The organism is Pandoraea faecigallinarum (assembly GCF_001029105.3).
In the GTDB taxonomy this organism is placed as follows: Bacteria; Pseudomonadota; Gammaproteobacteria; order Burkholderiales; family Burkholderiaceae; genus Pandoraea; species Pandoraea faecigallinarum.
The window spans coordinates 602,409-627,933 of the sequence record NZ_CP011807.3; the positions used below are offsets into that span (position 1 = coordinate 602,409).

The 25,525-nt window shown below is 63.5% G+C and carries 21 protein-coding genes; 10 read left to right on the forward strand and 11 right to left on the reverse strand.

What is annotated here, in order from left to right; all coding sequences use genetic code 11:
* Positions 1-88 precede the first annotated feature (88 nt).
* Together AB870_RS02775 and purU are read left to right on the forward strand one after the other, a co-directional pair.
* Positions 89-940 (forward strand): NUDIX hydrolase, encoded by an 852-nt coding sequence (locus tag AB870_RS02775; protein WP_047906846.1) that lies wholly within the window; start codon positions 89-91, stop codon positions 938-940.
* Between the two features lie 160 nt (positions 941-1,100).
* Positions 1,101-1,973, forward strand: a complete 873-nt coding sequence (purU, locus tag AB870_RS02780; RefSeq protein WP_047906847.1) for a formyltetrahydrofolate deformylase — start codon at positions 1,101-1,103, stop codon at positions 1,971-1,973.
* Positions 1,974-2,087: 114 nt separating this feature from the next.
* On the opposite strand, the gene AB870_RS02785 is transcribed toward purU, so the two are convergent.
* The 6 genes from AB870_RS02785 to AB870_RS02810 all read right to left on the reverse strand — a co-directional run bounded on the left by AB870_RS02785 (position 2,088) and on the right by AB870_RS02810 (position 9,640).
* On the reverse strand, positions 2,088-3,458 hold the full coding sequence (locus tag AB870_RS02785) for an MFS transporter (RefSeq protein ID WP_047906848.1): 1,371 nt from the start codon (positions 3,456-3,458) through the stop codon (positions 2,088-2,090).
* A gap of 259 nt (positions 3,459-3,717) precedes the next feature.
* Complete coding sequence (locus AB870_RS02790) at positions 3,718-4,209, reverse strand: DUF488 domain-containing protein (protein ID WP_084663256.1); 492 nt, start codon at positions 4,207-4,209, stop codon at positions 3,718-3,720.
* 96 nt (positions 4,210-4,305) lie between these two features.
* Positions 4,306-5,439 (reverse strand): 2-aminoethylphosphonate--pyruvate transaminase, encoded by a 1,134-nt coding sequence (locus tag AB870_RS02795; RefSeq protein WP_047906849.1) that lies wholly within the window; start codon positions 5,437-5,439, stop codon positions 4,306-4,308.
* A 134-nt stretch (positions 5,440-5,573) separates the two neighbouring features.
* Entirely contained in the window at positions 5,574-7,388 is a 1,815-nt protein-coding gene (locus tag AB870_RS02800) for a putative 2-aminoethylphosphonate ABC transporter permease subunit (RefSeq protein WP_084663258.1), read from the reverse strand.
* Positions 7,389-7,393: 5 nt separating this feature from the next.
* A complete protein-coding gene (locus AB870_RS02805) occupies positions 7,394-8,488 on the reverse strand; it encodes a putative 2-aminoethylphosphonate ABC transporter ATP-binding protein (RefSeq protein WP_157112211.1) in 1,095 nt (364 codons plus the stop codon).
* Between the two features lie 111 nt (positions 8,489-8,599).
* Positions 8,600-9,640: a putative 2-aminoethylphosphonate ABC transporter substrate-binding protein gene (locus AB870_RS02810; protein WP_047906851.1), complete on the reverse strand. Its 1,041-nt coding sequence runs from the start codon at positions 9,638-9,640 to the stop codon at positions 8,600-8,602.
* Between the two features lie 397 nt (positions 9,641-10,037).
* On the opposite strand from AB870_RS02810, the gene AB870_RS02815 reads away from it, so the two are divergent.
* From AB870_RS02815 to AB870_RS02835, 5 genes are all read left to right on the forward strand, one after another.
* Complete coding sequence (locus AB870_RS02815; RefSeq protein ID WP_047906852.1) at positions 10,038-10,754, forward strand: phosphonate utilization associated transcriptional regulator; 717 nt, start codon at positions 10,038-10,040, stop codon at positions 10,752-10,754.
* Positions 10,755-10,866: 112 nt separating this feature from the next.
* Entirely contained in the window at positions 10,867-12,120 is a 1,254-nt protein-coding gene (gene phnA, locus AB870_RS02820) for a phosphonoacetate hydrolase (RefSeq protein WP_047906853.1), read from the forward strand.
* A 101-nt stretch (positions 12,121-12,221) separates the two neighbouring features.
* Positions 12,222-13,676 (forward strand): phosphonoacetaldehyde dehydrogenase, encoded by a 1,455-nt coding sequence (gene phnY, locus AB870_RS02825; RefSeq protein WP_047906854.1) that lies wholly within the window; start codon positions 12,222-12,224, stop codon positions 13,674-13,676.
* A 337-nt stretch (positions 13,677-14,013) separates the two neighbouring features.
* Entirely contained in the window at positions 14,014-15,831 is a 1,818-nt protein-coding gene (locus AB870_RS02830; RefSeq protein ID WP_047906855.1) for a Na/Pi cotransporter family protein, read from the forward strand.
* A complete protein-coding gene (locus AB870_RS02835) occupies positions 15,791-16,339 on the forward strand; it encodes a phosphonate degradation HD-domain oxygenase (protein ID WP_047908725.1) in 549 nt (182 codons plus the stop codon). Before AB870_RS02830 ends, AB870_RS02835 begins: the two co-directional genes overlap by 41 nt.
* A 116-nt stretch (positions 16,340-16,455) precedes the next feature.
* On the opposite strand, the gene AB870_RS02840 is transcribed toward AB870_RS02835, so the two are convergent.
* The 5 genes from AB870_RS02840 to uvrA all read right to left on the reverse strand — a co-directional run bounded on the left by AB870_RS02840 (position 16,456) and on the right by uvrA (position 22,637).
* Positions 16,456-16,851, reverse strand: coding sequence for a RidA family protein (locus tag AB870_RS02840; protein ID WP_047906856.1), 396 nt, complete (start codon positions 16,849-16,851; stop codon positions 16,456-16,458).
* On the reverse strand, positions 16,848-17,855 hold the full coding sequence (locus AB870_RS02845) for a threo-3-hydroxy-L-aspartate ammonia-lyase (protein ID WP_047906857.1): 1,008 nt from the start codon (positions 17,853-17,855) through the stop codon (positions 16,848-16,850). The genes AB870_RS02840 and AB870_RS02845 overlap by 4 nt, the downstream gene beginning before the upstream one ends.
* Positions 17,852-18,526 (reverse strand): helix-turn-helix transcriptional regulator, encoded by a 675-nt coding sequence (locus AB870_RS02850; RefSeq protein WP_047906858.1) that lies wholly within the window; start codon positions 18,524-18,526, stop codon positions 17,852-17,854. Before AB870_RS02850 ends, AB870_RS02845 begins: the two co-directional genes overlap by 4 nt.
* A 117-nt stretch (positions 18,527-18,643) precedes the next feature.
* Positions 18,644-19,672 (reverse strand): AI-2E family transporter, encoded by a 1,029-nt coding sequence (locus tag AB870_RS02855; RefSeq protein WP_047906859.1) that lies wholly within the window; start codon positions 19,670-19,672, stop codon positions 18,644-18,646.
* 100 nt (positions 19,673-19,772) lie between these two features.
* Positions 19,773-22,637, reverse strand: coding sequence for an excinuclease ABC subunit UvrA (gene uvrA / locus AB870_RS02860; protein WP_047906860.1), 2,865 nt, complete (start codon positions 22,635-22,637; stop codon positions 19,773-19,775).
* Between the two features lie 501 nt (positions 22,638-23,138).
* On the opposite strand from uvrA, the gene AB870_RS02865 reads away from it, so the two are divergent.
* The 3 genes from AB870_RS02865 (at position 23,139) to AB870_RS02875 (ending at position 25,472) form a co-directional block, all read left to right on the forward strand.
* Positions 23,139-24,302, forward strand: a complete 1,164-nt coding sequence (locus AB870_RS02865; protein WP_047906861.1) for an MFS transporter — start codon at positions 23,139-23,141, stop codon at positions 24,300-24,302.
* A gap of 30 nt (positions 24,303-24,332) precedes the next feature.
* Positions 24,333-24,839 carry a single-stranded DNA-binding protein gene (locus AB870_RS02870; RefSeq protein ID WP_047906862.1) on the forward strand — a complete coding sequence of 169 codons (507 nt, stop codon included), beginning with the start codon at positions 24,333-24,335 and terminating at the stop codon, positions 24,837-24,839.
* A 312-nt stretch (positions 24,840-25,151) separates the two neighbouring features.
* Positions 25,152-25,472 carry a DUF4148 domain-containing protein gene (locus AB870_RS02875; protein ID WP_047906863.1) on the forward strand — a complete coding sequence of 107 codons (321 nt, stop codon included), beginning with the start codon at positions 25,152-25,154 and terminating at the stop codon, positions 25,470-25,472.
* The last annotated feature ends 53 nt before the right edge of the window (positions 25,473-25,525 follow it).

The following is a 25,525-nucleotide window of genomic DNA, read 5'->3' on the forward strand; positions in this document are numbered from 1 at the left end:
CACGGCGAACTCGCCGCCGCTTCTGTAAAATGCCGCTTTTGCCTCGTTTTCGTGCGTCAGTGTCTGGCGCGCGTCCGGTCTTCGACGTATGTCTTTTGCCTGTATTGCGGCGGCACGCCGCTTCGACGACAGAGCGCATCTGCCGCTCGTGATCGGCTCGCAGCGTTATGGATGGATTCGCCGTAGCGATGTCGAGTCGCTGTGCCGCTGGCCCGACGTGTTCGAGATCAGCTCGCTCGCCGTGCGTATCCATCCGCGTCACGACACGTGCGACGCGCGCACGGCGGCGCTTGCGCCCGTGATCGAGACGCTCGCCGCCGAGGGGCGCATCACCGGGTGGCGCAACGAGCGTTACGCGATCCGCCAGCGTCTTTACGACGCGCCGCTCGCATGGATCGAACGCGCCGCCTCCCGCTTTTTCGGCACGCGTACGTTTGCCGTCCACGTGAACGGTTACGTGCCCGCCCGTTTCGTCGGTGAAGCGCCGAAGATGTGGATCGCGCGCCGCAGCGTGCTCAAGGCGACCGACCCCGGCTGCCTGGACAATGCGGCCGCGGGCGGGATCGGAAACGGCATCGGCGTGGGCGACACGCTCGTCAAGGAATGCTGGGAAGAAGCCGGCATCCCGGCGTATCTGGCCAACGAGGCGCGCCCGGGCCGTACGCTGCACATACTTGCGGAGATTCCGGAGGGTGTGCAGTCCGAGCAGATTTTCGTCTACGATCTCGCGCTGCCGCGCGGCTTCGTTCCCGAAAATCAGGACGGCGAGGCGAGCGCCCACTGGCTGTGCTCGGCGGGGAACGTACGCGACGTGATCGCGCGCGGCAAGATGACCGTCGACGCGAGCCTCGCGAGTCTCGATTTCCTGCTGCGCGAGGGGGCGATTCGCGCGAAGGACTGTGCGGGTATCGAGGCGCTGTTCAAGCCGGCGGACGAGTAAGCCCGGCATTTCGACGATGGGACGATGGGGCGGTGTGTCGCCCCGGCGCCCGGCGCCAGGCACCCGGCGAGTGCGCGAGCGAGCGTGTCCCGGGCCTGCCGACCGAGTTCATGAATTTCAACACTGCAACGACATTGCAAGCCTTTGCCCAGGAGCAACCATGGCACCGATCGAAAATAGCTACATCCTGAAGTTGTCCTGCCCGGACCGTCCCGGCATCGTCCACACGGTGGCCGGTTTCCTGGTCGAGCGCGGCGGCAACATTCTCGACTCGGCGCAATTCAACGATCGCTTCACGGGCGGCTTCTTCATGCGCGTGCATTTCCAGCAGTTGCCCGGCGAGAGCGATCTGGCGTCGTTGCAGCGCGATTTCGCGCCGTTGGCCGAGCAGTTCGAGATGCAATGGGAACTGGTCGACGCGTCCATCAAGCCGCGCGTCATGCTGATGGTCTCGAAGATCGGTCACTGCCTGAACGATCTGCTGTTCCGCTACAAGACCGGGCAACTGAACATCGAGATCCCGGCGATCGTCTCGAACCACAAGGATTTCTATCAACTGGCGGCGAGCTACAACATTCCGTTTCATCATCTGCCGCTGATGAATGCGACGCCCGCATCGAAGGCCGCGCAGGAAGCCAAGGTGTTCGAGCTGGTGCAGGAGAACAACATCGACCTCGTGGTGCTCGCGCGCTACATGCAGGTGCTCTCGAGCGACCTGTGCAAGAAGCTGGAAGGGCGCGCCATCAATATCCACCACTCGTTCCTGCCGAGCTTCAAGGGCGCGAAGCCCTACTATCAGGCGTTCGACCGTGGCGTGAAGCTGATCGGCGCGACGGCGCATTACGTGACGTCCGACCTCGACGAAGGCCCGATCATCGAGCAGGAAGTCGAACGTGTGGATCACACGATGGACCCGGAGCAACTGACGGCCATCGGTCGCGACGTCGAATGCGTGGCGCTCGCGCGCGCCGTGCGCTTCCATGCGGAGCACCGCATTCTGCTCAACGGTCACAAGACCGTGATTTTCCGCTGAACATGCGCTGATCGACAGGCCGGCGCCCGGGCGGTCCGCCAGGGCCGCCCGGCCGAGTCGGACCGCTCAGTCCCCCAGTCCCCCAGCCCCCCAGCCCCCCAGCCCCCCAGTCCGCTAAGTTCGCTGCGCCAGTTCGCTGCCTGCGTCGCGAGCGAGCCGCGCAATCGAGATCGTCGAACTCACGGCGATCAGCCCCACCACCAGGAAGGCCCACGGGAAGTCGGCGGCGGCGACATGGTCGCGCCCGTGCAGCCAGGAAGATGTCTGCAACACCGCCGCACCGATCGTGATGCCGAGCGTGAGCGACACCTGCTGTGCAACGCTGGCGAGGCTGGTGGCCTGGCTCATGCGATGGCCGGGCACGTCCGCATAGGAAATTGCGTTCAGACTCGTGAATTGCAGCGAGCGGAAGCAGCCGCCGAACAGCAGCGTGCCGAGAATCACCAGGTGCGACGTCTGGCCGGTGAAGAGTCCATAGCCGCCGATGGTTGCCGAAGCGATCAGCGCATTCGTCATCAGTACCCGGCGAAAGCCCCAGCGTCTGAGAATGCGCAGCGAGAGCGTCTTCATGAACATGGCGCCTGCCGCCGAGATGAAGGTCAGCGCGCCGGACTCCAACGGTGTCATGCCAAAGCCCAGTTGCAGCATCAGCGGTAGAAGAAATGGCGTTGCGCCCACGCCGATGCGGAACAACGTGCCGCCCGCGACACCGGCACGGAACGTGGGAATGCGAAAGAGATCGAGGCGCAGCAACGGGTGGTCGAGCCCCTTTGCGTGACGGAGATATGCCGCGAGCAAGGCCGCGCCGAGGGCGACGAGTCCGAGCGCGAGCGGCGTGGGGATCAGATGACGGCCGATGGTCGACAGCCCGAGCATCAGAATCGAGAGTCCGAACCCCGACAACAGGAAGCCCTTGACGTCGAGCGGCGGGACTTCGTCTTCATAGAGATCGGGGATGAATTTCGTCGCGAGAATGAAGCCGAGCACCCCGATGGGAATGTTGATGAAGAAGATCCAGCGCCAGTGCCAATAGGTCGTGATGAAACCGCCGAGCGGCGGCCCCAGGACCGGCCCGACCAGCGCGGGAATCGTGAGGTAGTTCAGCGCGCGCACCATGTCGCGCTTCTCGACGGACTTGAGCAGCGCGAGACGCCCGACGGGCACCATCATCGCGCCGCCCACGCCCTGCACGAATCGCGCGATCACCAGTTCGGGAAGATGGGTCGAGATGCCGCAGCAGATCGAGCCGAGGACGAACACGCCGATGGCGGTGCGAAAGACATTGCGTGTGCCGAAGCGATCGGCGATCCAGCCGCTCACCGGAATGAAGACGGCGAGGCTGATGAGGTACGTCGTGAGAGCGAGCTTGAGCGTGATCGGACTCTCGCCGAGATCCTGTGCGATCAGCGGCAGGGAAGTGGACAACACGGTGGAATCCATGTTCTCCATGAACAGCGCGCAAGCGACGATCAGTGGAACGAGCATGAGGCATGACGTTGCCGGCGCGGCAACGGAAGTAAGCAAAGCAGCGGGAAAAACGCGAGAGAACGGGCGCACAATGCCCGGCGCGTCATCGGCGTTCCGAAAACGCTCCCCGGTGTTATAGCAAATTTCGGCTTTGCCCGTCTCGCGCGCCGGCAAAGCGAGCCTCCGTGCGCTTTTTCGGCGTTATCCCGTCGCGACGCGTCGTTTTGAGAGATGGAATGCCGTGTCGATTCCCAATACAGGGTGATGGCCGATGCGCTCAGTGCGCCTGCAGAAAGTCACGGAGCACGTGCAGATGGGTATGCGCCTCGTCGTCTTCGAGGCGATGGGCGGCAGTGAGCAATGTCACCGGGCCCTCGGTCAGGCGCGTGCGCAGTTCTTGCAGCATGACGTTATGGCCGGCGTCGAGTTCGGCCAGTTCGGCAAGGAACCGGTGGCGAAATTCGTCGAATTGGTCGGGATGCTCGTGAAACCACTTGCGCAGCGGCGTGCTCGGCGTTACGTCCTTTGCCCAGAAGTCGATGTGCGCCTTGACCTTCGCGAGACCTCGCGGCCACAGGCGGTCGGCAAGCACGCGTTGTCCGTCCGCGGGCTCGGGGGTGTCGTACGCGCGTTTGAACCGAATGTCGACGTGCTTGCCGCCGCGCTGACTTCCGGGCTTTTCAGACGTTCGGGACTTTGCGGACTTTGCCGGCGCGGCGGCATTGGTTTTCGTCTGCGGTTTTGCGTCTGTGGCTTTCGATGACGGCATGAGGGACAGCCTCCGGAAGGGCAGCGCGCAGGGGCGCGACACCCGAGAGCTTACCGGAGGCAGCCGCGGCACGCGAGCGCCGCGCTCGGGCGATCGCTAGGCGGCGCGCGTGAGCGGCGCGACCTGACGGATGCCCAGCGAGGCCAGCGACTGCGAAATCGCCGTGACGACATTGCGCATTTCGTTGTCGTCGATGGCGCCGATGCATCCGACGCGGAACGTCTCGATCTGCGTGAGCTTGCCCGGATAGAGGATGTAACCGCGCTCGCGCACCGCTGCGTAGAACGCCTTGAAGTCGTACTTACTGTCGGCCGGGGCGTGGAATGTCACGATGACCGGCGCCTGCACCTCCGGGGCGAGGAACGGCCGGAACCCCAGTGAGGCCATACCGTCCACGAGCGTCCTGCAGTTTTTCCGGTAGCGCTCCCCGCGCACCGGTTGCCCCCCTTCGCGCAGGAATTGATCGACCGCGGCACGCAACGCCGCGACCACGTGCGTGGGCGGCGTGAAGCGCCACTGGGTCGTCTTCTGCATATAGACGTACTGATCGTGCAGATCCATCGCAAGCGAATGGCTGTTGCCGCCGCTCGCTTCGAGCACCGACTTTTTCGCGATGACGAATCCCATGCCCGGCACGCCTTCGAGGCATTTGCCGCTCGCCGCGATGAGGGCGTCGAACGGCATCGACCGGACATCGATCTCCACGGCGCCGAACGAACTCATCGCATCGACGATCAATCCCTTGCCGTGCTTCTGGCAGACACGCGCGATTTCCGCGAGCGGATTCAGAACGCCGGCGCCGGTCTCCAGATGCACCTGCGCCACGTGCGTGATCGACGGATCGCGCGTGAGCGCTTCGTCGATGGCCGCGGCGCCGGCAGCCTGATCCTCGGGAACGGGCAGGGCGACGGCCTCTCGTCCGAGATAGCGGCAGATTTTCAGAATGCGCTGGCAGTACGCACCGTTATCCGGCACGAGAATGCGGGCGTTACGCGGCGTGAGCGTGCCGATGGCCGCTTCGACCGAAAATGTGCCCGAGCCTTGCAGCGGCACGCAGACATAATCCGCGCCGCCATGCACGATGTCCACGAGGTCGCGGCACAGCGAGGCGGTGATCTGGTTGAACTGGGCGTCCCATGAACCCCAGTCGCGCAGCATGGCCTGTCGGGTGGCCGGCGACGTGGTGAGCGGGCCGGGGGTGAGCAGAATCGGTTCCTGACCGAGAATCATGACCGCCTCCTATCAAGCGGGGAATGAAGCGAAGGACTGAGCGAATGACGATGCAAACGAAATAGCGAATACAGGCGCGAACGGTTCCGGCGAAAGCATGGATGACTTCATCGGCTTCAACAGTGTCCTGGCCCTCAGTGGCCGTTGCGTGCCGGGGCGCCCTGCGTCGCCGACGGCCGCCGCCAGGCCTGCGTATAACGTTCCACCACGATCTGAACGCCGTGATAGAGCAGACACACGAGCATCGAAGTGAGCACGACGAGCGTGGCCATGGCGGCTGCCGGTCCGATGGAGCCGGTCTCATCCATGTTGACGATGGCGACCGAGGCGAGCGACGTATCGGCCGAGTAAAGGAAGACGACCGCCGAGACCGTCGTCATGGCGTTGACGAACAGGTACCGGCTGATGTCAATGATCGACGGCAGGCAGATCGGCGCGGACACTCGCCAGAACGTGCGGTAGAACGGCACCTTGAGCGACGCCGACACGTATTCGAATTCCGGGTCGATCTGCTTGAGTGCCGTCACTGCCGTGAGATGGCTCGACGAGTAGTAATGCACGACGTTGACGATCACCAGAATGGCGAGCGTGCCGTACAGGTTGTGCAGCGGATTCGCCTCGGAGACGAAGAAGAAGATATAACCGAGGCCCAGCACCAGCCCCGGCACGCCCATCGGCAGCACGGCCATCATGCGGATGAAGCCGCGCAGCCACACCATGCCGCGTGTCTTCTCAAGCAGATAGGCGATGACGAAGATGGCCGCCGTACCCCACACCGCGCACCAGAATGCCATCTGCAAGCTGTTCACGTACGAATCCACCGCACCGCTCTCGACGAGACCGAACCGGTAGTGGCCGAGCGACAGACTGAAGTTGTACGGCCAGAACTTCACGAACGACGCGTACACCGCCATCCCGAGGATGGCCAGCATGATGGCCGCCATGCCCCAGCACATTGCCGCCATGACCCAGTCGAACCCGCGCGCGGGTTTCGGCACGTAAGGCACGGCGCGCGCACTGAGCAACGCCTGCTGCTTGCGTTGCACGACCGAATCGACGAGATACGTGATGCCCACCGGCACCAGCAACACCAGACCGACGACCGCGCCCTTCGAAAAGTCCTGCTGACCGATCACCAGTTTGTAGATGTCGGTCGCGAGTACGTTGAAATCGCCGCCGATGACCTTCGGAATACCGAAATCGGAAATCGCATAGGTGAAGACGATCATCGCGGCACTGATAACCCCGTACTTCGCGCCCGGCAGCGTAATGGTGAAGAAGCGGCGCAGGGCGGGAGTGCCAAGGGCGTCGGCGGCTTCGTAGAGTCGTGCGTCCGTGAGTGAGAGCGCAGTGATCAGGATCATCAGCGCATGCGGGAACGTGGCGTTCACGAGCGACATCACGATGCCCAGCGGCCCGTAAATGTCCACGTCACCCATGAACGGACGCAGCAGCCCCTGATTGCCGAACCAGAAGATGAACGAGATGGCGGGCAGCAGCGTGGGACCGAGAATCGGAATCAGAGCGATGTTGCGCAGCAGGGTCTTGTGGCGGATGCAACTGCGCGTGAGGGCATACGCGAAAACGAAGGCGAGTGGCACGGTGATGCACGTCGTCACCATCGAAATCCACACGCTGTTCCAGATCGAGCCGAACAGCGCGGGCGAATGAAAGTACTCGCGGAAATGACGTAAGCCGACGAAGTGGCCGTCGTTATCCTGCACGCTCTTGACGAGAATCGCGGCCATCGGAGTGAGCAGAAACAGCACGCCGGCAGCCGCCGCGACGAGCAGCAGTGCCTGTGCGAGACGATCGGTCCAATGCGACGCAAGGCGCACCGGGCGCACCGCGCACGGCGGCGGACGGTCGGCCAGGCTCTGCGGCGCCTGTGCCGCTTGCGGCTGGGCGCCCTGCGCGGCGCTATCGAGTGTCGAGGATACGGAGCTCATCGTGACTACCCCTGACGGAAGACGCGCACGGCGGCGCTCGGCACGGCAAAGCGCAGCGCACCGCCGGTGGCCGGTTGCAGGGCCTGCATGTCCGCAGGCGAGAGGTCCGCATAAAGCGGGTGATCGCAGGCATGCATGCGCAGTGTCACGCGCGAGAACGCCCCGAGGAATTCGATCTTCTCCACGGCGCCGTCGAACACGTTCGCTTCGTCGTCGAGATCGTCGAGATCGCGCACGCGTACGTCTTCCGGGCGGAAGAAGACGCGAATGTCCTCGCCGGAACGGCAGCCGTTGAGCGTGCCGCAGGTGAGTTCGTACTGCCCCACGCGTACGCGCCCCGCGTCGCCCAGACGGGCGGGCAGGATGTTGGTCTTTCCGACGAAGTCCGCGACGAACGGCGTGGCCGGATGCTGATAAATTTCCCCCGGCGTTCCCACTTGCTCGATGACGCCCTGATTCATGACCACGATGCGATCGGCCATGGAAAGCGCCTCTTCCTGATCGTGGGTGACGAGGATCGTGGTGATTCCCAGGCGCTGTTGCAGGGCCCGGATCTCACTGCGCAATCGCACCCGGACGCGGGCGTCGAGCGCGGAGAGCGGTTCGTCGAGCAGCAGCAGACCAGGCGACGTCGCAAGCGCGCGCGCAATCGCAATGCGCTGTTGCTGCCCGCCTGAGAGCTGGCCTGGGAATTTGCCGCCCGCATCGGGCAGCCCGACCATGGCCAGCAGTTCGGCCACGCGCGCTTCCCGTTGCGCGCGTGGCACACGCCGGTTCGTCAGTCCGTAGGCGACGTTCTGCGCGACGCTCAGATTCGGAAACAGCGCGTACGACTGAAACACGATGCCGTAGTCGCGCTGCATGGGCGGCAGCAGGGAGATGTCTCTCCCGTTTTGCGACAGCGTACCCTGCGTCTGCGCTTCGAGCCCGGCAATGATGCGCAGCAACGTGGTCTTGCCGCAGCCCGACGGGCCGAGAAAGCAAAGCATTTCACCGCGCCGCACCGTGAGGTGAATGTCTTGCAGGACCACGGTGTTGTCGAACCGCTTGTGAATGCCGGCAAGTTTCAGATACGTGCTTTGATGCTGATCGTCGCTCATTCGGGGGACCTCCTGCATGTCGTTGCGTGGCGTGGCCGGACGCGACGCCGGTGGCCATCGCCCGGCGTCGCTCGAACGTCACTCGGACGTTCATCGGAAGTTAAGCGTTCTTCACTTCTTTTCCGATTTCGCGCCGTAACGCTTCTGCCACTCGGTCAGCACGGACTCCCGGCTCTTCGCGATCTCGGTGAAGTCGTTCTTCACGAGCAGATCGGGATAGTTCTCGGGAATCGTCTCGAACTTCTTTGCTACCCCCGGATATGCCACGATGGCCCAGTCCTTCGCGTACATCTGATTCGCTTCCTTGCTGACGAGCCAGTCCATGTAACGCTTGGCGGCGTCGAGCTTCCTGGTCGTCTTCACGATCCCCGCGGCTTCGATGTCGTAGCCGAGGCCTTCCTTGGGGAATACCAGGTCGATGGGGGCGCCGGCCGCCTTCGTGCGGTGCGCGTTGAATTCGAACGAGATGCCGATGGGATATTCGCCCGCGCCGGCGTCGCGGCACGGCTTGGAGCCCGAGTGCGTGTACTTGACGATGTTCTTGTCGAGCGCGTCCATGTACTTCCAGCCGCCCTCCTTGCCGAACATCTGAAGCCATGCGGTGACGTCGAGGAAGCCCGTGCCGGACGTGGCGGGGTTCGGCATCACGATCATCCCCTTGTAGACGGGCTTCGCGAGGTCTTCCCACGACGTGGGCTTCGGCAGGTTGCGCTTGGCCGCCTCGACCGTGTTGAAGCACACGGTCGCTCCCCACACGTCCAGACCGACCCATGACGGCGGGTTCGCCTTGTCGCTGTAGGCGCGTGTGAGCTGTTCGAAACCCTTCGGCGCGTATGGCGTGAGCAGACCTTCCTGCTTGATGAGTTCGAGACTCGACGCCGCGAGCCCGGCGATTACGTCGGCCTGCGGATTGGCCTTTTCAGCCAGCACCTTTGCCGTCACAACGCCGGTCGAGTCACGCACGTATTTGATCTCGATGTCCGGATTCGCTTTCTGGAACGCCTCGGCATACGGACGCATGACTTCCACTTCCCACGCGGTGTAGACGGTGAGCGTGGTCTTGGCGAGCGCGTGGCCGGCCTGCGCGGCGCAGACAAGTCCTGCGGCGAGGGCGGCGGCGGCACGCATGGCACGGCGCAAGGATGAATTCATGGATGGCTCCTGTGGGTCGCGATCACGGTCGCGTTGTGGGTACGGGCAAAGCCTTCTGTGAGGCGATCTGTTGCATGTTATTGGCAAATTATGTCGTTTTCTTGAAACCCTTGGTGTTTGTCATCTGGTCGTCAAATACCTCCAATAGTATGGAAATCGTTGATTCAGATAGGGTTTTGTCGTTGCCGCAACCGACTTACCCGAGCGTGTTGCAAAACCAGTCTGCAATGTCGGATGTGTTTTGTTGACAATCTACAAATTACTGTGCTTGAATGTCAACAACAAAAATAATCACGTGATGCCACAAATTGCCACGCGCCCATGCGATGACGGTTTGTCCCCCGATGTCACCGGCGTCGCGCGACTGCACCAGCGTCCAGAGATAAGGAAGACCGGTATGACCCCGAAGCCCACGTCGCCAACGGCAATCGAATTGTTGCAGAGCCAGTCGCTCACCACGCTCGTCCAGCACGAGATCGAGCGCCAGATCATGGCGGGCACGCTCACGCCCGGCACCAAGCTCAATGAGATCGAGGTGGCCGGTCGTCTCGGCGTGTCGCGCGGTCCGGTGCGCGAGGCATTCCGTGCGCTCGAAGAAGCGGGGCTGCTGCGTACCGAAAAGAATCGCGGCGTGTTCGTGCGGGTCATCTCGCTGGAAGAGGCCGAGGAAATTTATGCGCTGCGGGGTGTGCTCGACGAATACGTCGCCCGCACGCTGGCAGAGTCGATCACGTCCGAGCAGCTCATCCGGCTTCGCGAGTCGGTCGAGGCCATGCATCACGCGGTGGAGGCGGGCGACAGCGAGGCCTATTACCAGTTGAACCTCGCGTTTCACGACACGCTTGTCTCGATGGTCGGCAACCGCAAGCTGATGGATACCTACCGGCGTCTGGTCAAGGAGTTGAGCCTGTTTCGTCATGAAGCACTGACGGGCGATTCGTCGGCGCCGCCGAAGTCCGAGCGCGAACACCGGGACATCGTGAGCGCGATTGCGTCGCGCGACCCCGAGCGCGCGGCACAGGTCACGCGCGACCATCTGGTGCGCGGGCGCACGCGCATTCGCGAGATGCTGGCGCGCGCACCGGGCGCCGCAGCGCAGGCGAAGGCCGGCTGAGCGTTGAAGATTTTGCTTTGTTGAGATTACGGCCGTAAGCGCAGCATTCGCGGTGGCGAGAGATGCGCGACGTCTGCCCAGGTCACCCGAATAGTTCTTGAGGAGAATCGACGTGAATCAGCCCGCACAGATCCAAGTGAACGGCCGTCAATACCGCTTGCCGCAGCAGCCGACCGTCATCGTATGCGTCGACGGTTGCCAGTTCGAATACATCGAAGCCGCCGCTGCCGCCGGCGTCGCGCCTTATCTGAAGCGTCTGCTGGCCGAGGGCGCCGTGTTCAAGGGGGACTGCGTCGTGCCGTCCTTCACCAATCCGAACAACCTGTCGATCGTGACCGGCGCCCCCCCCGCCGTCCATGGCATCTGCGGCAACTACTTCTTCGACCCCGACGCCGACGGCGGTCGCGGCAAGGAAGTGCTGATGAACGATCCGGCCTACCTGCGCGCGGACACTGTGTTCGCCGCGGCTGCCGACGCCGGCGCCAGCCTTGCCGTCATCACGGCCAAGGACAAGTTGCGCAAGCTGCTGGGTTATCGCATGAAAGGGATCTGCTTTTCGTCGGAGAAGGCCGATCAGGTCACACTCGAAGAGAACGGCATCGAAGACGTGCTCGGCCTCGTGGGCATGCCGGTGCCCGACGTCTACAGCGCCGAACTCTCGGAGTTCGTATTTGCAGCGGGGGTGCGCCTGCTGGAGACGCGCCACATCGACCTGATGTACCTCTCGACCACCGATTACGTCCAGCACAAATGGGCGCCGGGCACCGAAGGCGCGAACGCTTTCTACGCGATGATGGACAAGTACCTTGCGCGCATGGACGAACTTGGCGCGGTCATCGGGCTCACGGCCGATCACGGCATGAACGCCAAACACGATCCGAAGACCGGCGAGCCCAACGTCATCTATTTGCAGGATCTGCTCGACGACTGGTTCGGCAAGGGCGTGGAGGCGGGCGGCGCGCGCGTGATCCTGCCGATCACCGATCCGTATGTGGTGCACCACGGCGCGCTCGGCTCGTACGCGACGATCTATCTGCCCGCGAACGCCGATCGCGACGCCATTCGCTCGCGCCTCGCGGCGCTGCCGGGCATCGAAGTCGTGCTCACCAATGCCGAAGCCTGCGCGCGCTTCGAACTGCCGCCCGACCGCGTGGGCGACCTCGTTGTCGTGAGCGATCAGTCGGTCGTGCTCGGCACGAGCGCCAGTCGCCACGATCTGTCGGGCCTGACGGTGCCGCTTCGCTCGCACGGCGGGATCTCGGAGCAGACCGTGCCGCTGCTCTTCAATCGCAAGACCGAGGGCATTCCGGGCAAGGCGCGGCTGCGCAACTTCGACATTCTCGACGTGGCGCTCAACCACGTTTGATGCCGGACCGAGCCAGATGAAGTAAGAGCCGGCGTCGCCCGAACCTTTTCGCGATGGCGACGCCCGGCCCCTGTCCAGTTGGAGACGCTGTGGAGAACCCCATGAACGCGCCGCACAAGTTGCATCCCGAGTTCCGCGCCGAAGCGCTTCGCATCGGTGGCGAAAAAGTGACCCGTGAACGGATCATCGAAGTGTTCAATCCGTATTCGGGCGATCTGGTCGGCACGGTGCCGAAGGCCTCGCTCGACGACGTGCGCCGGGCATTCTCGATTGCCAAGCAGTATCGATCGACGCTCACACGCTTCGAGCGAGCCAACATTCTGGACAAGGCCGCGGCGTTGCTGCGCGCGCGCACCGCCGAGGCCGCCGCCATCATCACGATGGAGTCGGGGCTGTGCAAGAAGGACGCCGTCTACGAAATCGGTCGTGTCGCAGACGTGCTCGGGTTCGCCGCCGGTGAAGCCCTCAAGGACGACGGGCAGGCGTTCTCGTGCGACCTCACGCCGCACGGCAAGAAGCGCCGCGTGGTCACGCAGCGCGAGCCGCTGCTGGGCGCGATCTCGGCCATCACGCCGTTCAATCACCCCATGAATCAGGTGGCGCACAAGGTGGCGCCGTCGATTGCGACGAACAACCGGATGGTGCTCAAGCCGTCCGAGAAGGTGCCGCTCTCGGCCTATTACCTTGCCGATACGCTGTACGAAGCGGGGCTGCCGCCGGAAATGCTGCAAGTCATCACGGGCGATCCGATGGAGATTGCCGACGAGATGATCACGAACGAGAACATCGACATGATCACGTTTACCGGGGGCGTGTCGATCGGCAAGTACATCGCGTCGAAGGCGGGCTACCGTCGTATCGTGCTGGAACTGGGCGGTAACGATCCGTTGATCGTGATGGAAGACGCGGATCTGGATCGCGCGTCGGACCTCGCCGTGCAGGGGTCGTACAAAAACTCCGGACAGCGCTGCACGGCTGTCAAGCGGATGCTCGTCCATCGCGACATCGCCGCGCAGTTCACCGAACTGGTCGTGGAGAAAACGCGCGCATGGAAGTACGGCGATCCCGCCGACGGCGCAAACGACATGGGCACGGTCATCGACGAGGCGGCCGCCCGCCTGTTCGAGGCGCGCGTGAACGAAGCCGTGGCACAGGGTGCACGCCTGCTCGTGGGCAATAAGCGCGAGGGCGCGCTGTATTCGCCGACGGTCATCGATCGCGTCGATCCGAAGATGACGGTCGTGCGGGAGGAGACCTTCGGCCCGGTGTCGCCGATCCTCACGTTCGGCAGCATCGACGAGGCCATCGCCATGTCCAACGGCACCGCCTTCGGCTTGTCCTCGGGGGTGTGTACGAACCGGCTCGACTATGTGACGCGCTTCACCAACGAGTTGCAGGTGGGCACGGTCAACGTCTGGGAGGTGCCGGGATATCGCATCGAACTGACGCCGTTCGGTGGCATCAAGGATTCGGGGCTCGGCTACAAGGAAGGTGTTCAGGAAGCGATGAAAAGCTTCACGAACACAAAGACCTTTACGCTGCCGTGGGGAATCTGAGCAAGATATCCACAGGCAAGGGGACGGACAACCCGCCACGCGAACCGGCCCGGACGGCACGGCCGGCGAACCTCCCGGGCGGTCTGTTCCCCTTGCGCAACAAGGCCTGACAGAATGTGCGCAAAAATTGTGACAAATTGATGACACGATTGTTGCGGTGATCGATTTGGTGTACGGTGTACCGATTGGGGATACGCATGACGCGCAGACTTCATACGCATCCCGACGCCAGTGTTGGACTGACGCGGGATGCCGGTTTGGCAAACCAGTGCGTGCGTCATGCGGGTGGCGCAATGCGCTGCCCGTCCCGTCGACAATAAGATCACGGAACACTGGCATGCTGACACTGCTCAACCTTCTCTCCGGCGTGGCGATGCTGATCTGGGGTACGCACATCGTGCGCACCGGGGTCCTGCGCGTCTACGGTGCCGATCTGCGGCGTATTCTGTCGCACAGCATCTCCAATCGTTTTCTCGCGTTCGCGGCGGGCGTACTCGTCACCGGCCTCGTGCAAAGCAGCAATGCGACGGCGCTCATCGTGTCGTCGTTCGGCGCGCAGGGGCTGATCGCTCTCGCTCCGGCGTTGTCCATCATGCTTGGCGCGGATGTCGGCACGGCGCTCATGGCGCGGATCCTGACGTTCGATCTGCACTGGCTCTCGCCGCTGCTGATTTTCTTCGGCGTTATCTTTTTCCTCTCGCGCAAGCAGACGCGCGCGGGTCAGCTCGGTCGCGTGTCCATCGGGCTGGGCCTCATCATCCTCGCATTGCAACTGATCGTCGGCGCGACCACACCGATGACCGAAGCCGCCGGTGTCAAGGTGCTGTTCGGCTCGCTCACGGGCGACGTGATGCTCGATACCCTCATCGGCGCGTTGTTCGCGATGGTGTCGTATTCGAGCCTCGCGGCGGTGCTGTTGACGGCAACGCTGGCGTCGTCCGGCGTGATTTCGCTCAAGGTGGCGCTGTGTCTCGTGATCGGGGCGAATCTGGGCAGCGGCATGCTGGCGATGCTCACCTCGGCGGGGCAGAATGCCGCCGGTCGCCGCGTGGTGTTCGGCAGCCTCCTTTTCAAGCTGATCGGCTGTCTGATCGTGCTGCCGTTCGTCGACTATGCGCCAATGCTCGTGAGCTGGCTCTCGGACGCCCCCGCGCAAGCCGTCGTCAACTTTCACGTGTTGTACAACCTGGTTCGCTGTGTGGTGTGCCTGGCGTTCACCGAGCCGATGGCTCGCCTGTGCGTGCGGCTGCTGGCGGAAAAGCCCGAGGCCGACGGCGTGACCCGGCCGCGTCATCTGGATGAAAGTGCGCTGGAGATGCCGTCGCTTGCGCTGGCCAACGCCACGCGCGAGACGCTGCGCATGGGCGACATCATCGAGCAGATGCTCAACGGACTGCTCTTCGTCATCAAGAGCAACGACGTGGCGCGCGCGAGAGAGACGCGCCGGCTCGACGACGACGTCGACCATCTCTATACCGCCGTGAAGATGTATCTCACGCGCGTGTCGCGCGAGAACCTCAGCGAACAGGACAGCCGCCGCTGGACGGACATCATTTCGCTCACCATCAATCTGGAACATGCGGGCGACATCATCGAGCGCATGGTCGTCGAAGTCGAAGAAAAGAAGATATCGCACAAGCTGTCGTTTTCCGAGGCCGGGTTGCAGGAGATTTGCGACATGCACGCGCGGCTGGTGACGAACCTGCAACTGGGCTTGTCCGTGTTCCTGAACACCGACCTCAAGAGCGCGCAGCGGCTAATGGCCGAGAAAGAGAGTTTCCGCGATCTCGAGCGCGCCTATTCGTACACCCACCTGAATCGTCTGGCGGGACAGTCGGTACAGAGTATCGAGACGAGCTCGCTGCATCTGGACATCATCAGCGACATGAAGCGTCTCAATTCGCTGTTCTGCTCCACGGCCTATCCGGTGCTCGACGATGCCGGCGCGCTGCGCAAGAGCCGCATGCGCGACAAGCCGAAGGACGGCAAGGACATGAAGGATCCGAAGGCGCCCAAGGAAAACAAGGCGTCGAAACTGGTGGCGCTTGCCGATGTCGCGACGGCCGCCGCCGGGGCCGCCTCAATTGCTCGCGACGACAACGAGAGTTCTCACGATGGCCCTGAGCCTGCCGGACATCCGCACCCTGTTCGATAAGTTCGGTTCGATCGCGTACAGCGGCGAACCCGTCACCCAACTGGAGCACGCGCTGCAAAGCGGCGCGCTTGCCGAGAGCGAGGGCGCCGACGAAGCGCTCGTCGCTGCCAGTTTTCTCCACGATCTCGGCCATCTGCTCAATCTTCAGGGCGAAACGCCCACCGAGCGCGGGATCGACGATCTGCATCAATACTACGCACTGCCTTTCCTCAGGCCGCTCTTCGGCGATGCGGTACTCGATCCCATCCGTCTTCACGTGGACGCGAAGCGTTGCCTGTGCGCGATCGACCCCGAGTACTACGGCAACCTGTCCGCGGACTCCGTGCGCAGTCTGGCGTTGCAGGGAGGCGTGTTCAGCGACGAGGAGGCGACGGCCTTTCTCGCTCGCGAGCACGCCCAGGCCGCGCTGCGCCTGCGTCGCTGGGACGACCGCGCGAAGATCGCGGGCATGCGCACGCCTTCGCTGGACCACTACATGAATGTGCTGGCGCGGGTAACGCTTCAGTAAATCTCGCGCGAGCGGCCGGACCCAATGGCAAGCCGCGCCAGGGCATTCGCTGCCCTGGCGCGGCTTCGTCGATTGCGCCGTGGTGTTGCGATTCGCGCAGTTGTGATTCGTGGCGGCTAGCCCGCCAGCGCGGTCGCCTCGATTTCCACGGCGACACCGTGGCTCAGCGCAGGCACCGGCACCACGCAACGCGCAGGTCTCGCATCGCCGGCCCAAGCGGCGTAGACCTCGTTGAACGGCCCCCAGTGATCGACGCTCGTGACATACACGCGAACCTGCACCAGGCGGCTGATGCCCGAGCCGCACGCGGTGAGAATCGCCGCGACGTTATCCAGCGCCTGCTTCGCCTGCACTTCGAACGGTGCGCCGCTCAGACGCTCACCCTCCGGCGTGATCGGCAACTGGCCCGAGACAAACACGAAGCCATTCGCGCAAACGCCGTGCGAATAGTGACCTCGCGGCGGCTGCATTGTCGGTACGTTGACCGATTCGATGCCACGTTCCTGCGTCATGCCACGTCTCCGAGAGTGAGTCTGGCGAACCGCGCGAGATCGACGTTGCCACCCGAAAGGACAATGCCGGCGCGCTTGCCGCGTACGTCGATCTTCCCATGCAGCACCGCCGCCGCGGCAAGGCAGCCTGTGGGCTCGACCACGATCTTCATGCGGCTGGCGAAGAACTGCATGGTGCTGACGAGTTCGTCGTCGGACACCGTGAGGATGTCGTCGACCAGCGAACGAATGACCGGGAACGTGTATTGGCCGAGATGCTGCGTCTGCGCGCCGTCCGCAATCGTGCGTGGCGTGTCGATGTGAACGACCTTGTCCGCACGGAAACTCTGCTGACCGTCGTTGCCCGCCTCGGGCTCCACGCCATAGATTTCGATGTTCGGATTCAGCGCGCGTGCGGCGACCGCGCTGCCTGAGAGCAGCCCGCCGCCACCCAGGCACACGACGAGAACGTCCAGTTCGCCCGCGTCCTCGATCAGTTCCTTTGCCGCCGTTCCCTGTCCGGCCATGACATGCGGATGATCGTAAGGCGGAATCAGCGTCATGCCGCGCTCGGTCGCCAGGCGGCTGGCCAGCATTTCGCGGTCTTCCTGATAGCGGTCGTACAGAATCACTTCTGCGCCGTAGCCGCGCGTGGCGTCGACCTTCATTTGCGGTGCGTCATGCGGCATGAGGATGACGGCCGGCACGCCCAGCTCACGTGCGGACAGGGCGATGGCCTGCGCATGGTTGCCCGACGAGAACGCCAGCACGCCCGCGCGCTTTTGCTCGGCAGTGAATTGCGAAATCGCGTTATAGGCGCCGCGGAATTTGAAGGCGCCCATGCGCTGGAAATTCTCCGCCTTGAAGAAGAGGCTCGCGCCGGCCATGGCGTCGGCGGTGCGCGACGTGAGTACGGGTGTGCGATGCGCCGCCTGGCGAATCCGGTCATGCGCGGCAACGACGTCGCCATACGTGATCGCCAGCGGGGTCTGGGGGGCGCAGGGAGGCTGCGTGGGGGTCGTCATGACGCACCTTTCGGGTCGGAGAGATAGGTGTACACGGTGGATCGCGCGACGCCCAGCGTGCGCGCGACTTCGGCATGCGCGTGACGCAGATCGAGCAGCCCGCGTGCTTCGATAAGACGGATCGCTTCGCGGCGTTGCCCGAGCGTGAGCGCCTGCGGCGTGGTGTTGCGCTGCGCCGCGAATTCGGCGATGAGCGGGGCGATGTCGTCCAGACGCCGATTGGAGAGCGTCTCTTTGACCGATGCCGGTGCCTGATTCGGAACGTTCACCAGTTGCTGAACGCTCGCTGCGGCAGCCGCCAGCATGGAGATGTCCATGTTCAGGCAAATGGCCGCCACGTACTCGCCGCTGCTGTTCTTCAGCCCGATGGACGTGCTCTTGGCCGGGCGCCCATCCGGAAACCGGTTTGCGTAGTTGGCGATGACTTCGGGAAAGGCCGGATCCGCAATACGCGCGAGCCCCATCTCCGTGACAGCGTCGCCCGGTTCGCGGCCCGACAGATTGTTGGCGATGGCCACGATGGCATGGTCGGGATTGGTCAGGTCGTGCAGCACCACTTCGACGAGTGGTGCGAACGTCTGGCCGAGCGCTTCGACGATTTTGCGCCCTTCACGCAGCAACAGCGTGTTCTCGTCGAGCTTGCCGGCGGCGGGAGTTTTTCCGGATTTCATGATTTTGACATTATGTCATTGGTCGACGAAATGTCAAATCGACGTCAAAGGTTACGCCCGGCGCCGGTCCGTCGCGAAAGGCGACTGCCGGCAGCGGGCGTTTGCGGCGGCTACGGCTCACACGAGCTGCTTTTCCGCCAGTTCGCTCCTGAGGTAGCCGTAATAGATGGGTGCGGCGATCAGTCCCGGCAATCCGAACGCGGCCTCCAGCACGATCATCGCCAGCAGCAATTCCCACGCGCGCGACTGAATCTGGGTGCCGACGATACGGGCGTTGAGGAAGTATTCGAGCTTGTGGATGACGATCAGAAAGACGAGCGCCGCAATCGCCACGTACAGCGACACCGACAGGCCGAGTACCACGATGAACGTGTTCGAGATCAGATTGCCCACGACCGGCAGCAGGCCGACCACGAACGTCACGACGATCATCGTCTTGCGCAGCGGCAGGTGAATGTCGAACAGTGGCAGAATGCCGATCAGAAAGATGCCGGTGAACAGCGTGTTGATCGCGGAGATCTTCACCTGCGCAAAGACGATGCGCCGGAAGGCGTCGCCGAACAACGTCACGCGACGTGTGAGGGCCGCGGCGAGCGGCCGCATGTGGTGCACGGGGCGCACCGACGACAGCGCCACGAGTGCGCCCAGCACCAATCCCACGACGATGTGCACCATTGCATTGAGCGCCTCCTTGCCGACGAGCGACATCTCCTGCGTGTGGTCTTTCAGAAAGCCCGTAATCGCCTGATGAATGTCTTCCCCGTCCGCGGGAAGCCGGTCGGTCACCCACATCGGCAGTTGCGAGCGCGCCTGCTCGACCGCTTCCATCATGCGGCCGTTGATGTGTTCGAGATGTCCTGCATCGCTGCGAAAGAAGGTGATGATGCCGAAGATCAGCGCGGTCATCAGCGCGACGATGAGCGCCGACAGGAGTGCCACGGCGACGAGCCGCGCGCGCTCGCTGGAAATGCGTAACTGCAGACGCGGCCCCAGCACGTGGACGAGCTGATAGACCACCATGCCCGCGAGTACCGCCGACAACAGGTGGATGCTAAGTATCAGCCAAAGGGCGCCGGCGGCGAAGACATAGCTTGCCAGTTCGACCCAGAAGTTGCGGTCCGGAGTCCAGCCAGAGCGCGGTTCCATGAGATGACGTCCTTAAAAAATCCTCGCGCCGCGGTGCGGCCGGCGAGGCACGAGCGGCGCTTCGCGAGCGCCCGCCCGGCTTCCCTTCTTGCCTTGCGTCTTACTTCCCGCGCGTGAGCAGCGGCGCGAGATACTTGCCGGTGAAGCTGGCCTTGCTCGCGGCGACCTGCTCGGGCGTGCCCTGTGCAATGATCTGCCCGCCGCCCGCACCGCCTTCCGGCCCGAGATCGATCACCCAATCCGCCGTTTTGATCACGTCGAGATTGTGTTCGATGATAACCACGGTGTTGCCCTGATCGCGCAACCGGTGAATCACCGTGAGCAGCAATTCAATGTCGTGGAAATGCAGGCCGGTGGTCGGTTCGTCAAGGATATACAACGTTCTGCCGGTATCGCGCTTGGACAGTTCCAGCGACAACTTCACGCGCTGTGCCTCGCCGCCCGAGAGGGTGGTGGCCGACTGGCCGAGACGGATATAACCGAGGCCGACATCGAGCAGTGTCTTGAGCTTGCGCGCCACGACCGGCACGGGCTTGAAGAACTCATGCGCCTGCTCGACCGTCATGTCGAGCACTTCCGAGATGTTGCGTCCCTTGTATTGGACTTCCAGCGTCTCGCGGTTGTAACGCTTGCCGTGGCAAACGTCGCACGGCACATACACGTCCGGAAGGAAGTGCATCTCGACCTTGATGACGCCATCGCCCTGACAGGCTTCGCAGCGTCCGCCCTTCACGTTGAACGAGAAACGGCCCGGATCGTAACCACGTTCCTTGGCTGTCGGCACGCCCGCGAACAGTTCGCGAATCGGGGTGAACAGTCCCGTATAGGTGGCGGGATTCGAGCGCGGCGTGCGACCGATAGGCGACTGGTCGACGTTGATGACCTTGTCGAAGTGCTCCAGCCCGTCGATCTGTTCGTACGGTGCCGGTTCGGCCGACGAGCCGTACAGATGGCGCGCCACGGCGTGATACAGCGTATCGTTGATGAGGGTCGACTTGCCCGAGCCGGAGACGCCCGTCACGCACGTGAGCAGACCGACCGGCAGGTCCAGATTGACGTGCCTGAGGTTGTTGCCCGTGGCATCGACGATGCGCAGATAGTCCTCGCCCGGCGCACGACGCTCGGCAGGGACTTCGATGCGGCGCGCGCCCGAGAGGTATTGGCCGGTCAACGATTGCGCCGACTTCTCGATCTGTTCCGGACTGCCCTGTGCAATCACCGTCCCGCCGTGAATGCCCGCGCCAAGCCCCATGTCGACGACGTAGTCGCTCGCGAGAATCATGTCTTCGTCATGCTCGACCACGATCACGGAGTTGCCGAGGTCGCGCAGATGCTTGAGCGTGCCGATCAGGCGATCGTTATCGCGCTGGTGCAGACCGATGGACGGCTCGTCGAGCACGTACATCACCCCCGTGAGACCCGAGCCGATCTGCGACGCCAGACGGATGCGCTGCGCTTCGCCGCCCGAGAGGGTGTCGGCGCTGCGCTCCAGCGAGAGGTAGTCGAGGCCGACGTTATTCAGGAACGTCAGGCGCGCCACGATTTCCTTCACGATCTTGTCGGCGATCTCGCGCTTCGATCCGTGCAGCACCAGTTCGTGGAAATAGCCAAGTGCCTCGCGCAGGGGCAGGTTTCCGATCTCGTAGATGGCACGGGCCTGCTTGTCCTCGCCCACCTTGACGAAACGCGCTTCGCGGCGCAGACGGCTGCCCTCGCAATCGGGGCACGCCCGATTGTTCTGATACTTGGCGAGTTCCTCGCGCACCGCGACCGAATCGGTTTCGCGATAGCGCCGCTCCAGATTCGGGATGATGCCTTCGAACGCGTGCGAGCGCACCGACGTGCGGCCTTTCTCGTTGACGTACGTGAACGGAATCTCCTGCTCGCCCGAGCCGTACAGCACGATCTTCTGGGTGTCTTCGGCGAGTTCTTCGAACGGGGTATCGACGTCGAAGTCGTAGAACGCCGCAAGGCTTTGCAGCATCTGGAAGTAAAACTGATTGCGCCGGTCCCAGCCCTTGATCGCGCCGGACGCAAGCGAGAGCGCCGGAAACGCGACCACGCGCTTCGGATCGAAGAACGTCATCTGACCCAGCCCGTCGCACGTCGGGCACGCCCCCATCGGGTTGTTGAACGAGAACAGGCGGGGTTCGAGTTCTTGTAACGAATACGAGCACACCGGGCAAGCGAATTTCGAGCTGAACACGTATTCCTTGTCGGTGTCCATTTCGAGCGCGACGGCGCGGCCGTCGGCCAGCCGCAGCGCTGTCTCGAACGATTCGGCCAGACGTTGCTTGAGATCGGCGCGCACCTTCACGCGATCGATGACCACGTCAATGGAGTGCTTCTCCGTCTTCTTGAGCTTGGGCAGGGCCTCGATGTCGTACACGCGCGCCGTGCCTTCGTTGGCGGCGCCGCCCCCCGAGCGGATGCGAAAGCGTACGAAGCCCTGCGCCTGCATCGACTCGAAGAGGTCCGCATGCTCGCCCTTGCGGTCGACGACGATCGGCGCAAGGATCATGAGCTTGGTGTCTTCGGGCAACGCGAGCACGGCGTCGACCATTTGCGAGACGCTTTGCGATTCGAGCGGCAGGCCGTGATCGGGGCAGTAGGGGGTGCCCACGCGTGCGTAGAGCAGCCGCAGGTAATCGTGAATTTCAGTGACTGTGCCGACGGTGGAGCGCGGGTTGTGCGACGTCGCCTTTTGCTCGATGGAGATCGCCGGCGACAGGCCTTCGATCAGATCGACGTCGGGCTTTTCCATCAGTTGCAGGAACTGACGGGCGTACGCCGACAGGCTTTCGACGTACCGGCGTTGACCTTCCGCGTAAAGCGTGTCGAAAGCGAGCGACGACTTGCCGGAACCCGACAGGCCGGTGATCACCACGAGCTGGTGGCGTGGCAAGTCGAGATTGACGTTCTTGAGGTTGTGGGTGCGAGCCCCACGAATACGGATGGTTTCCATTGACGGTTCCGGGTCGTCGCCGAGGAACCCGCGCGGCGAATTGTCGCGGGGCGGGCTCCGGTCCCCAAGCGCCTGAATTTCCCGGGACGTCGGGCTGCGCCGGCACGGCGGTGGCCGGGCATCGACGCGGCAGGCGGCGGGAGCGGTCGGGCGGGCCGCTGGGGGAAATCAGGGCGGCTAAACCTGCTAATATACCTAAGTTTGATTGCCGGGGCTGATCCCTGCTGACGAGCTGTCTCGGGCGGTTCGCCGGCAAGGAGGACAGATGGGGACGAACCGCCCGGTTTCCAGAGGCCGGCGCCCGCCCGTGGCCGTAGGACGGAAGACGGTTTTCGCATGCCTGCCGCCAAGTCCGCCGCGGCGGCCGGCGAACCGGACGTCCAGGCGCAATCATCAGACAATTCCGAAGCCGCACGCGCTTTTTCCATCTCTCAGGACGTAATGTCTACTGATTCCGTGACTTCCGCTTCTCCTGCCTCGACACGCGGCCGAGGTGGCCGCATGACCCCGCTAGAAGTGCGCGCCAGTGCGTCGCTCGCGGGGATTTTTGCACTGCGCATGCTCGGCCTGTTCCTCATCATGCCGGTATTTTCGGTCTTCGCGCAGACGCTTCCGGGGGGCAACAACACGTTCCTCGTCGGTCTGGCCATCGGCATTTACGGCCTGACGCAGTCCCTGCTGTACATCCCGTACGGATGGGCGTCCGACCGTCTGGGCCGCAAGCCGGTCATCGTTTTCGGGCTCATCGTGTTTGCCGTCGGCTCGCTGGTCGCGGCAATGGCGCACGACCTGACGTGGATCATCGTCGGCCGCGCGATTCAGGGGTCGGGGGCGATTTCGTCGGCCGTCATGGCTTGCGTGGCGGACCTGACGAGCGACGCAAACCGCACCAAGGCGATGGCGATGATCGGCGGCAGCATCGGCGTGTCGTTTGCCGTAGCGATCGTTTGCGCGCCCTTCCTGTATCAATGGCTCGGCATGAGCGGCCTGTTCTCGGCCATCGGCATTCTCGCGGTGCTGGCGATCTTCGTGGTGCTCTGGGTGGTGCCCACGCCGCCCGTTCAGGCCAAGTCAGGGCCCGCACCGTTCTCGGAAGTGCTGCATCACCCGGAACTGCTGCGGTTGAATTTCGGCGTGTTCGTGTTGCACGCGACGCAGACGGCGCTGTTCGTGGCGATGCCGCGCATGCTGGTTGCCGCCGGACTGCCGGTTGCCCAGCATTGGGAGGTGTATCTGCCGGTGATGGGGCTGTCGTTCGTGGCGATGGTGCCTGCGATCATTGCGGCGGAAAAGCGCGGCCGGATGAAGGCGGTGCTGCTCACGGCGATTGCGCTGGTGGCGGTGGCGCAGGTGGCGCTGGGCGGGTTGCCGCCGACGGTCGGCATGATTGCCGTGGTGCTGTTTGTCTACTTCCTCGGCTTTAACGTGCTCGAAGCGTCGCAGCCGTCGCTGGTGTCGAAACTGGCGCCGGGCCAGCGCAAGGGTGCCGCTGTCGGGGTGTACAACACGACCCAGGCGCTCGGTCTTTTCTGCGGTGGGGCGCTAGGGGGTTTTCTGATGACCCACTACGGTCAAAACGCAATCTTCCTGACGTGTGCGGTCGGCGCAGTCGTGTGGCTTATAATCGCCGCACCGATGAGGACGCCAGCGCCTCGTCAATCCTGATCGGATTTCAGCAATACCGGAGAAAGATTTATGGCATCAGTCAACAAAGTGATTCTGGTCGGCAATTTGGGCGCCGACCCCGAAGTCCGCTACATGCCGAGCGGCGATGCGGTTGCGAATATTCGTCTGGCCACGACCGACCGTTACAAGGACAAGCAGTCCGGCGAATTCAAGGAAATGACGGAATGGCACCGGGTGTCGTTCTTCGGTCGCCTTGCCGAAATCGTGAACGAGTACCTCAAGAAGGGTTCGTCGGTGTATATCGAAGGCCGTATCCGGACGCGCAAGTACCAGGCGCAGGACGGCACGGACCGTTACAGCACGGAAATCGTGGCTGACCAGATGCAGATGCTCGGTGGTCGTGGCGGTGACGGCGGCGGCGGTGGCGGTGGCTACTCGCGCGGCGGCGGCGACGAAGGCGGTGGCGGTGGAGGCGGTTACTCGCGTGGCGGCGGTGGCGGCGGTGGCCGTCAGCAAGCGCCGGCCAAGCAGTCCGGCGGCGGCTTCGACGACATGGACGACGACATCCCGTTCTGACGGACCCGTTTGCCGTCAACGCAAACCAGCCCCGGGGCCTTGCGCCGCCGGGGTTTTTTATTGTTCGTCGCCTGTGCGTTGGGATGGTGCCGCGCATGCTCGTGACCGCACCGGCGTATCTCGCGCGGGCGAGCGCCTCGTTCGCCCGCCGTCTGCCTGCCCGCGTCGCATCCCGCGGCGGGCTGTCCACCCACATGACAAAAATGTAATCCCGCGTTAATGCTGGCGTTGGTGAGCGCTCCTTACGATGGTACCCAACAGGCCTGGCAAGCCGGTTGTTTCCTTACCACTCTCAACATAAGGAGTACACAAATGCAAAAGCGCCTTCTTCTGTCTATCGCCGTGGGTGTGGGGCTGGTGATTTCAGCTTCCGTTCAGGCCACGGCGCGCTACGACAACAACCTGCCGATGTTCGAATCCGGCGCAGCGGCGAATCGCGCAGACATCGAAAAGCAGATCCGCGATGCGCACGCCAGCGGCGTTCCAGTCGTCTCCAATCTCAAGGCGCTGCAATCGTCCCAGTCGCCGTCGCGAAAGACGCGCGCGCAAGTTCGCGAAGAACTCGAAGCCGCCGCGCAACAGGGGCTGCTGAATCAACACGATACGGTGTACCCGCGCACCGCGACAAACTGACCGCCAGGCGCAACCCGGTTCGCCCGGATCAGCGCCGACTCTCCCGATTTTTC

Bases quoted from the DNA above. Each gene is read 5' to 3' on its own strand.
- AB870_RS02830 (WP_047906855.1), top strand. From the start codon at position 14,014: ATGCTGACACTGCTCAACCTTCTCTCCGGCGTGGCGATGCTGATCTGG.
- uvrA (WP_047906860.1), bottom strand. From the start codon at position 22,637: ATGGAAACCATCCGTATTCGTGGGGCTCGCACCCACAACCTCAAGAAC.
- AB870_RS02875 (WP_047906863.1), top strand. From the start codon at position 25,152: ATGCAAAAGCGCCTTCTTCTGTCTATCGCCGTGGGTGTGGGGCTGGTG.
- AB870_RS02870 (WP_047906862.1), top strand. From the start codon at position 24,333: ATGGCATCAGTCAACAAAGTGATTCTGGTCGGCAATTTGGGCGCCGAC.
- AB870_RS02815 (WP_047906852.1), top strand. From the start codon at position 10,038: ATGACCCCGAAGCCCACGTCGCCAACGGCAATCGAATTGTTGCAGAGC.
- AB870_RS02775 (WP_047906846.1), top strand. From the start codon at position 89: ATGTCTTTTGCCTGTATTGCGGCGGCACGCCGCTTCGACGACAGAGCG.
- AB870_RS02795 (WP_047906849.1), bottom strand. From the start codon at position 5,439: ATGATTCTCGGTCAGGAACCGATTCTGCTCACCCCCGGCCCGCTCACC.
- AB870_RS02845 (WP_047906857.1), bottom strand. From the start codon at position 17,855: ATGACGACCCCCACGCAGCCTCCCTGCGCCCCCCAGACCCCGCTGGCG.
- AB870_RS02840 (WP_047906856.1), bottom strand. From the start codon at position 16,851: ATGACGCAGGAACGTGGCATCGAATCGGTCAACGTACCGACAATGCAG.
- AB870_RS02800 (WP_084663258.1), bottom strand. From the start codon at position 7,388: ATGAGCTCCGTATCCTCGACACTCGATAGCGCCGCGCAGGGCGCCCAG.
- AB870_RS02855 (WP_047906859.1), bottom strand. From the start codon at position 19,672: ATGGAACCGCGCTCTGGCTGGACTCCGGACCGCAACTTCTGGGTCGAA.
- purU (WP_047906847.1), top strand. From the start codon at position 1,101: ATGGCACCGATCGAAAATAGCTACATCCTGAAGTTGTCCTGCCCGGAC.
- AB870_RS02850 (WP_047906858.1), bottom strand. From the start codon at position 18,526: ATGAAATCCGGAAAAACTCCCGCCGCCGGCAAGCTCGACGAGAACACG.
- AB870_RS02810 (WP_047906851.1), bottom strand. From the start codon at position 9,640: ATGAATTCATCCTTGCGCCGTGCCATGCGTGCCGCCGCCGCCCTCGCC.
- AB870_RS02835 (WP_047908725.1), top strand. From the start codon at position 15,791: ATGGCCCTGAGCCTGCCGGACATCCGCACCCTGTTCGATAAGTTCGGT.
- AB870_RS02865 (WP_047906861.1), top strand. From the start codon at position 23,139: ATGACCCCGCTAGAAGTGCGCGCCAGTGCGTCGCTCGCGGGGATTTTT.
- AB870_RS02805 (WP_157112211.1), bottom strand. From the start codon at position 8,488: ATGAGCGACGATCAGCATCAAAGCACGTATCTGAAACTTGCCGGCATT.
- phnY (WP_047906854.1), top strand. From the start codon at position 12,222: ATGAACGCGCCGCACAAGTTGCATCCCGAGTTCCGCGCCGAAGCGCTT.
- AB870_RS02785 (WP_047906848.1), bottom strand. From the start codon at position 3,458: ATGCTCGTTCCACTGATCGTCGCTTGCGCGCTGTTCATGGAGAACATG.
- AB870_RS02790 (WP_084663256.1), bottom strand. From the start codon at position 4,209: ATGCCGTCATCGAAAGCCACAGACGCAAAACCGCAGACGAAAACCAAT.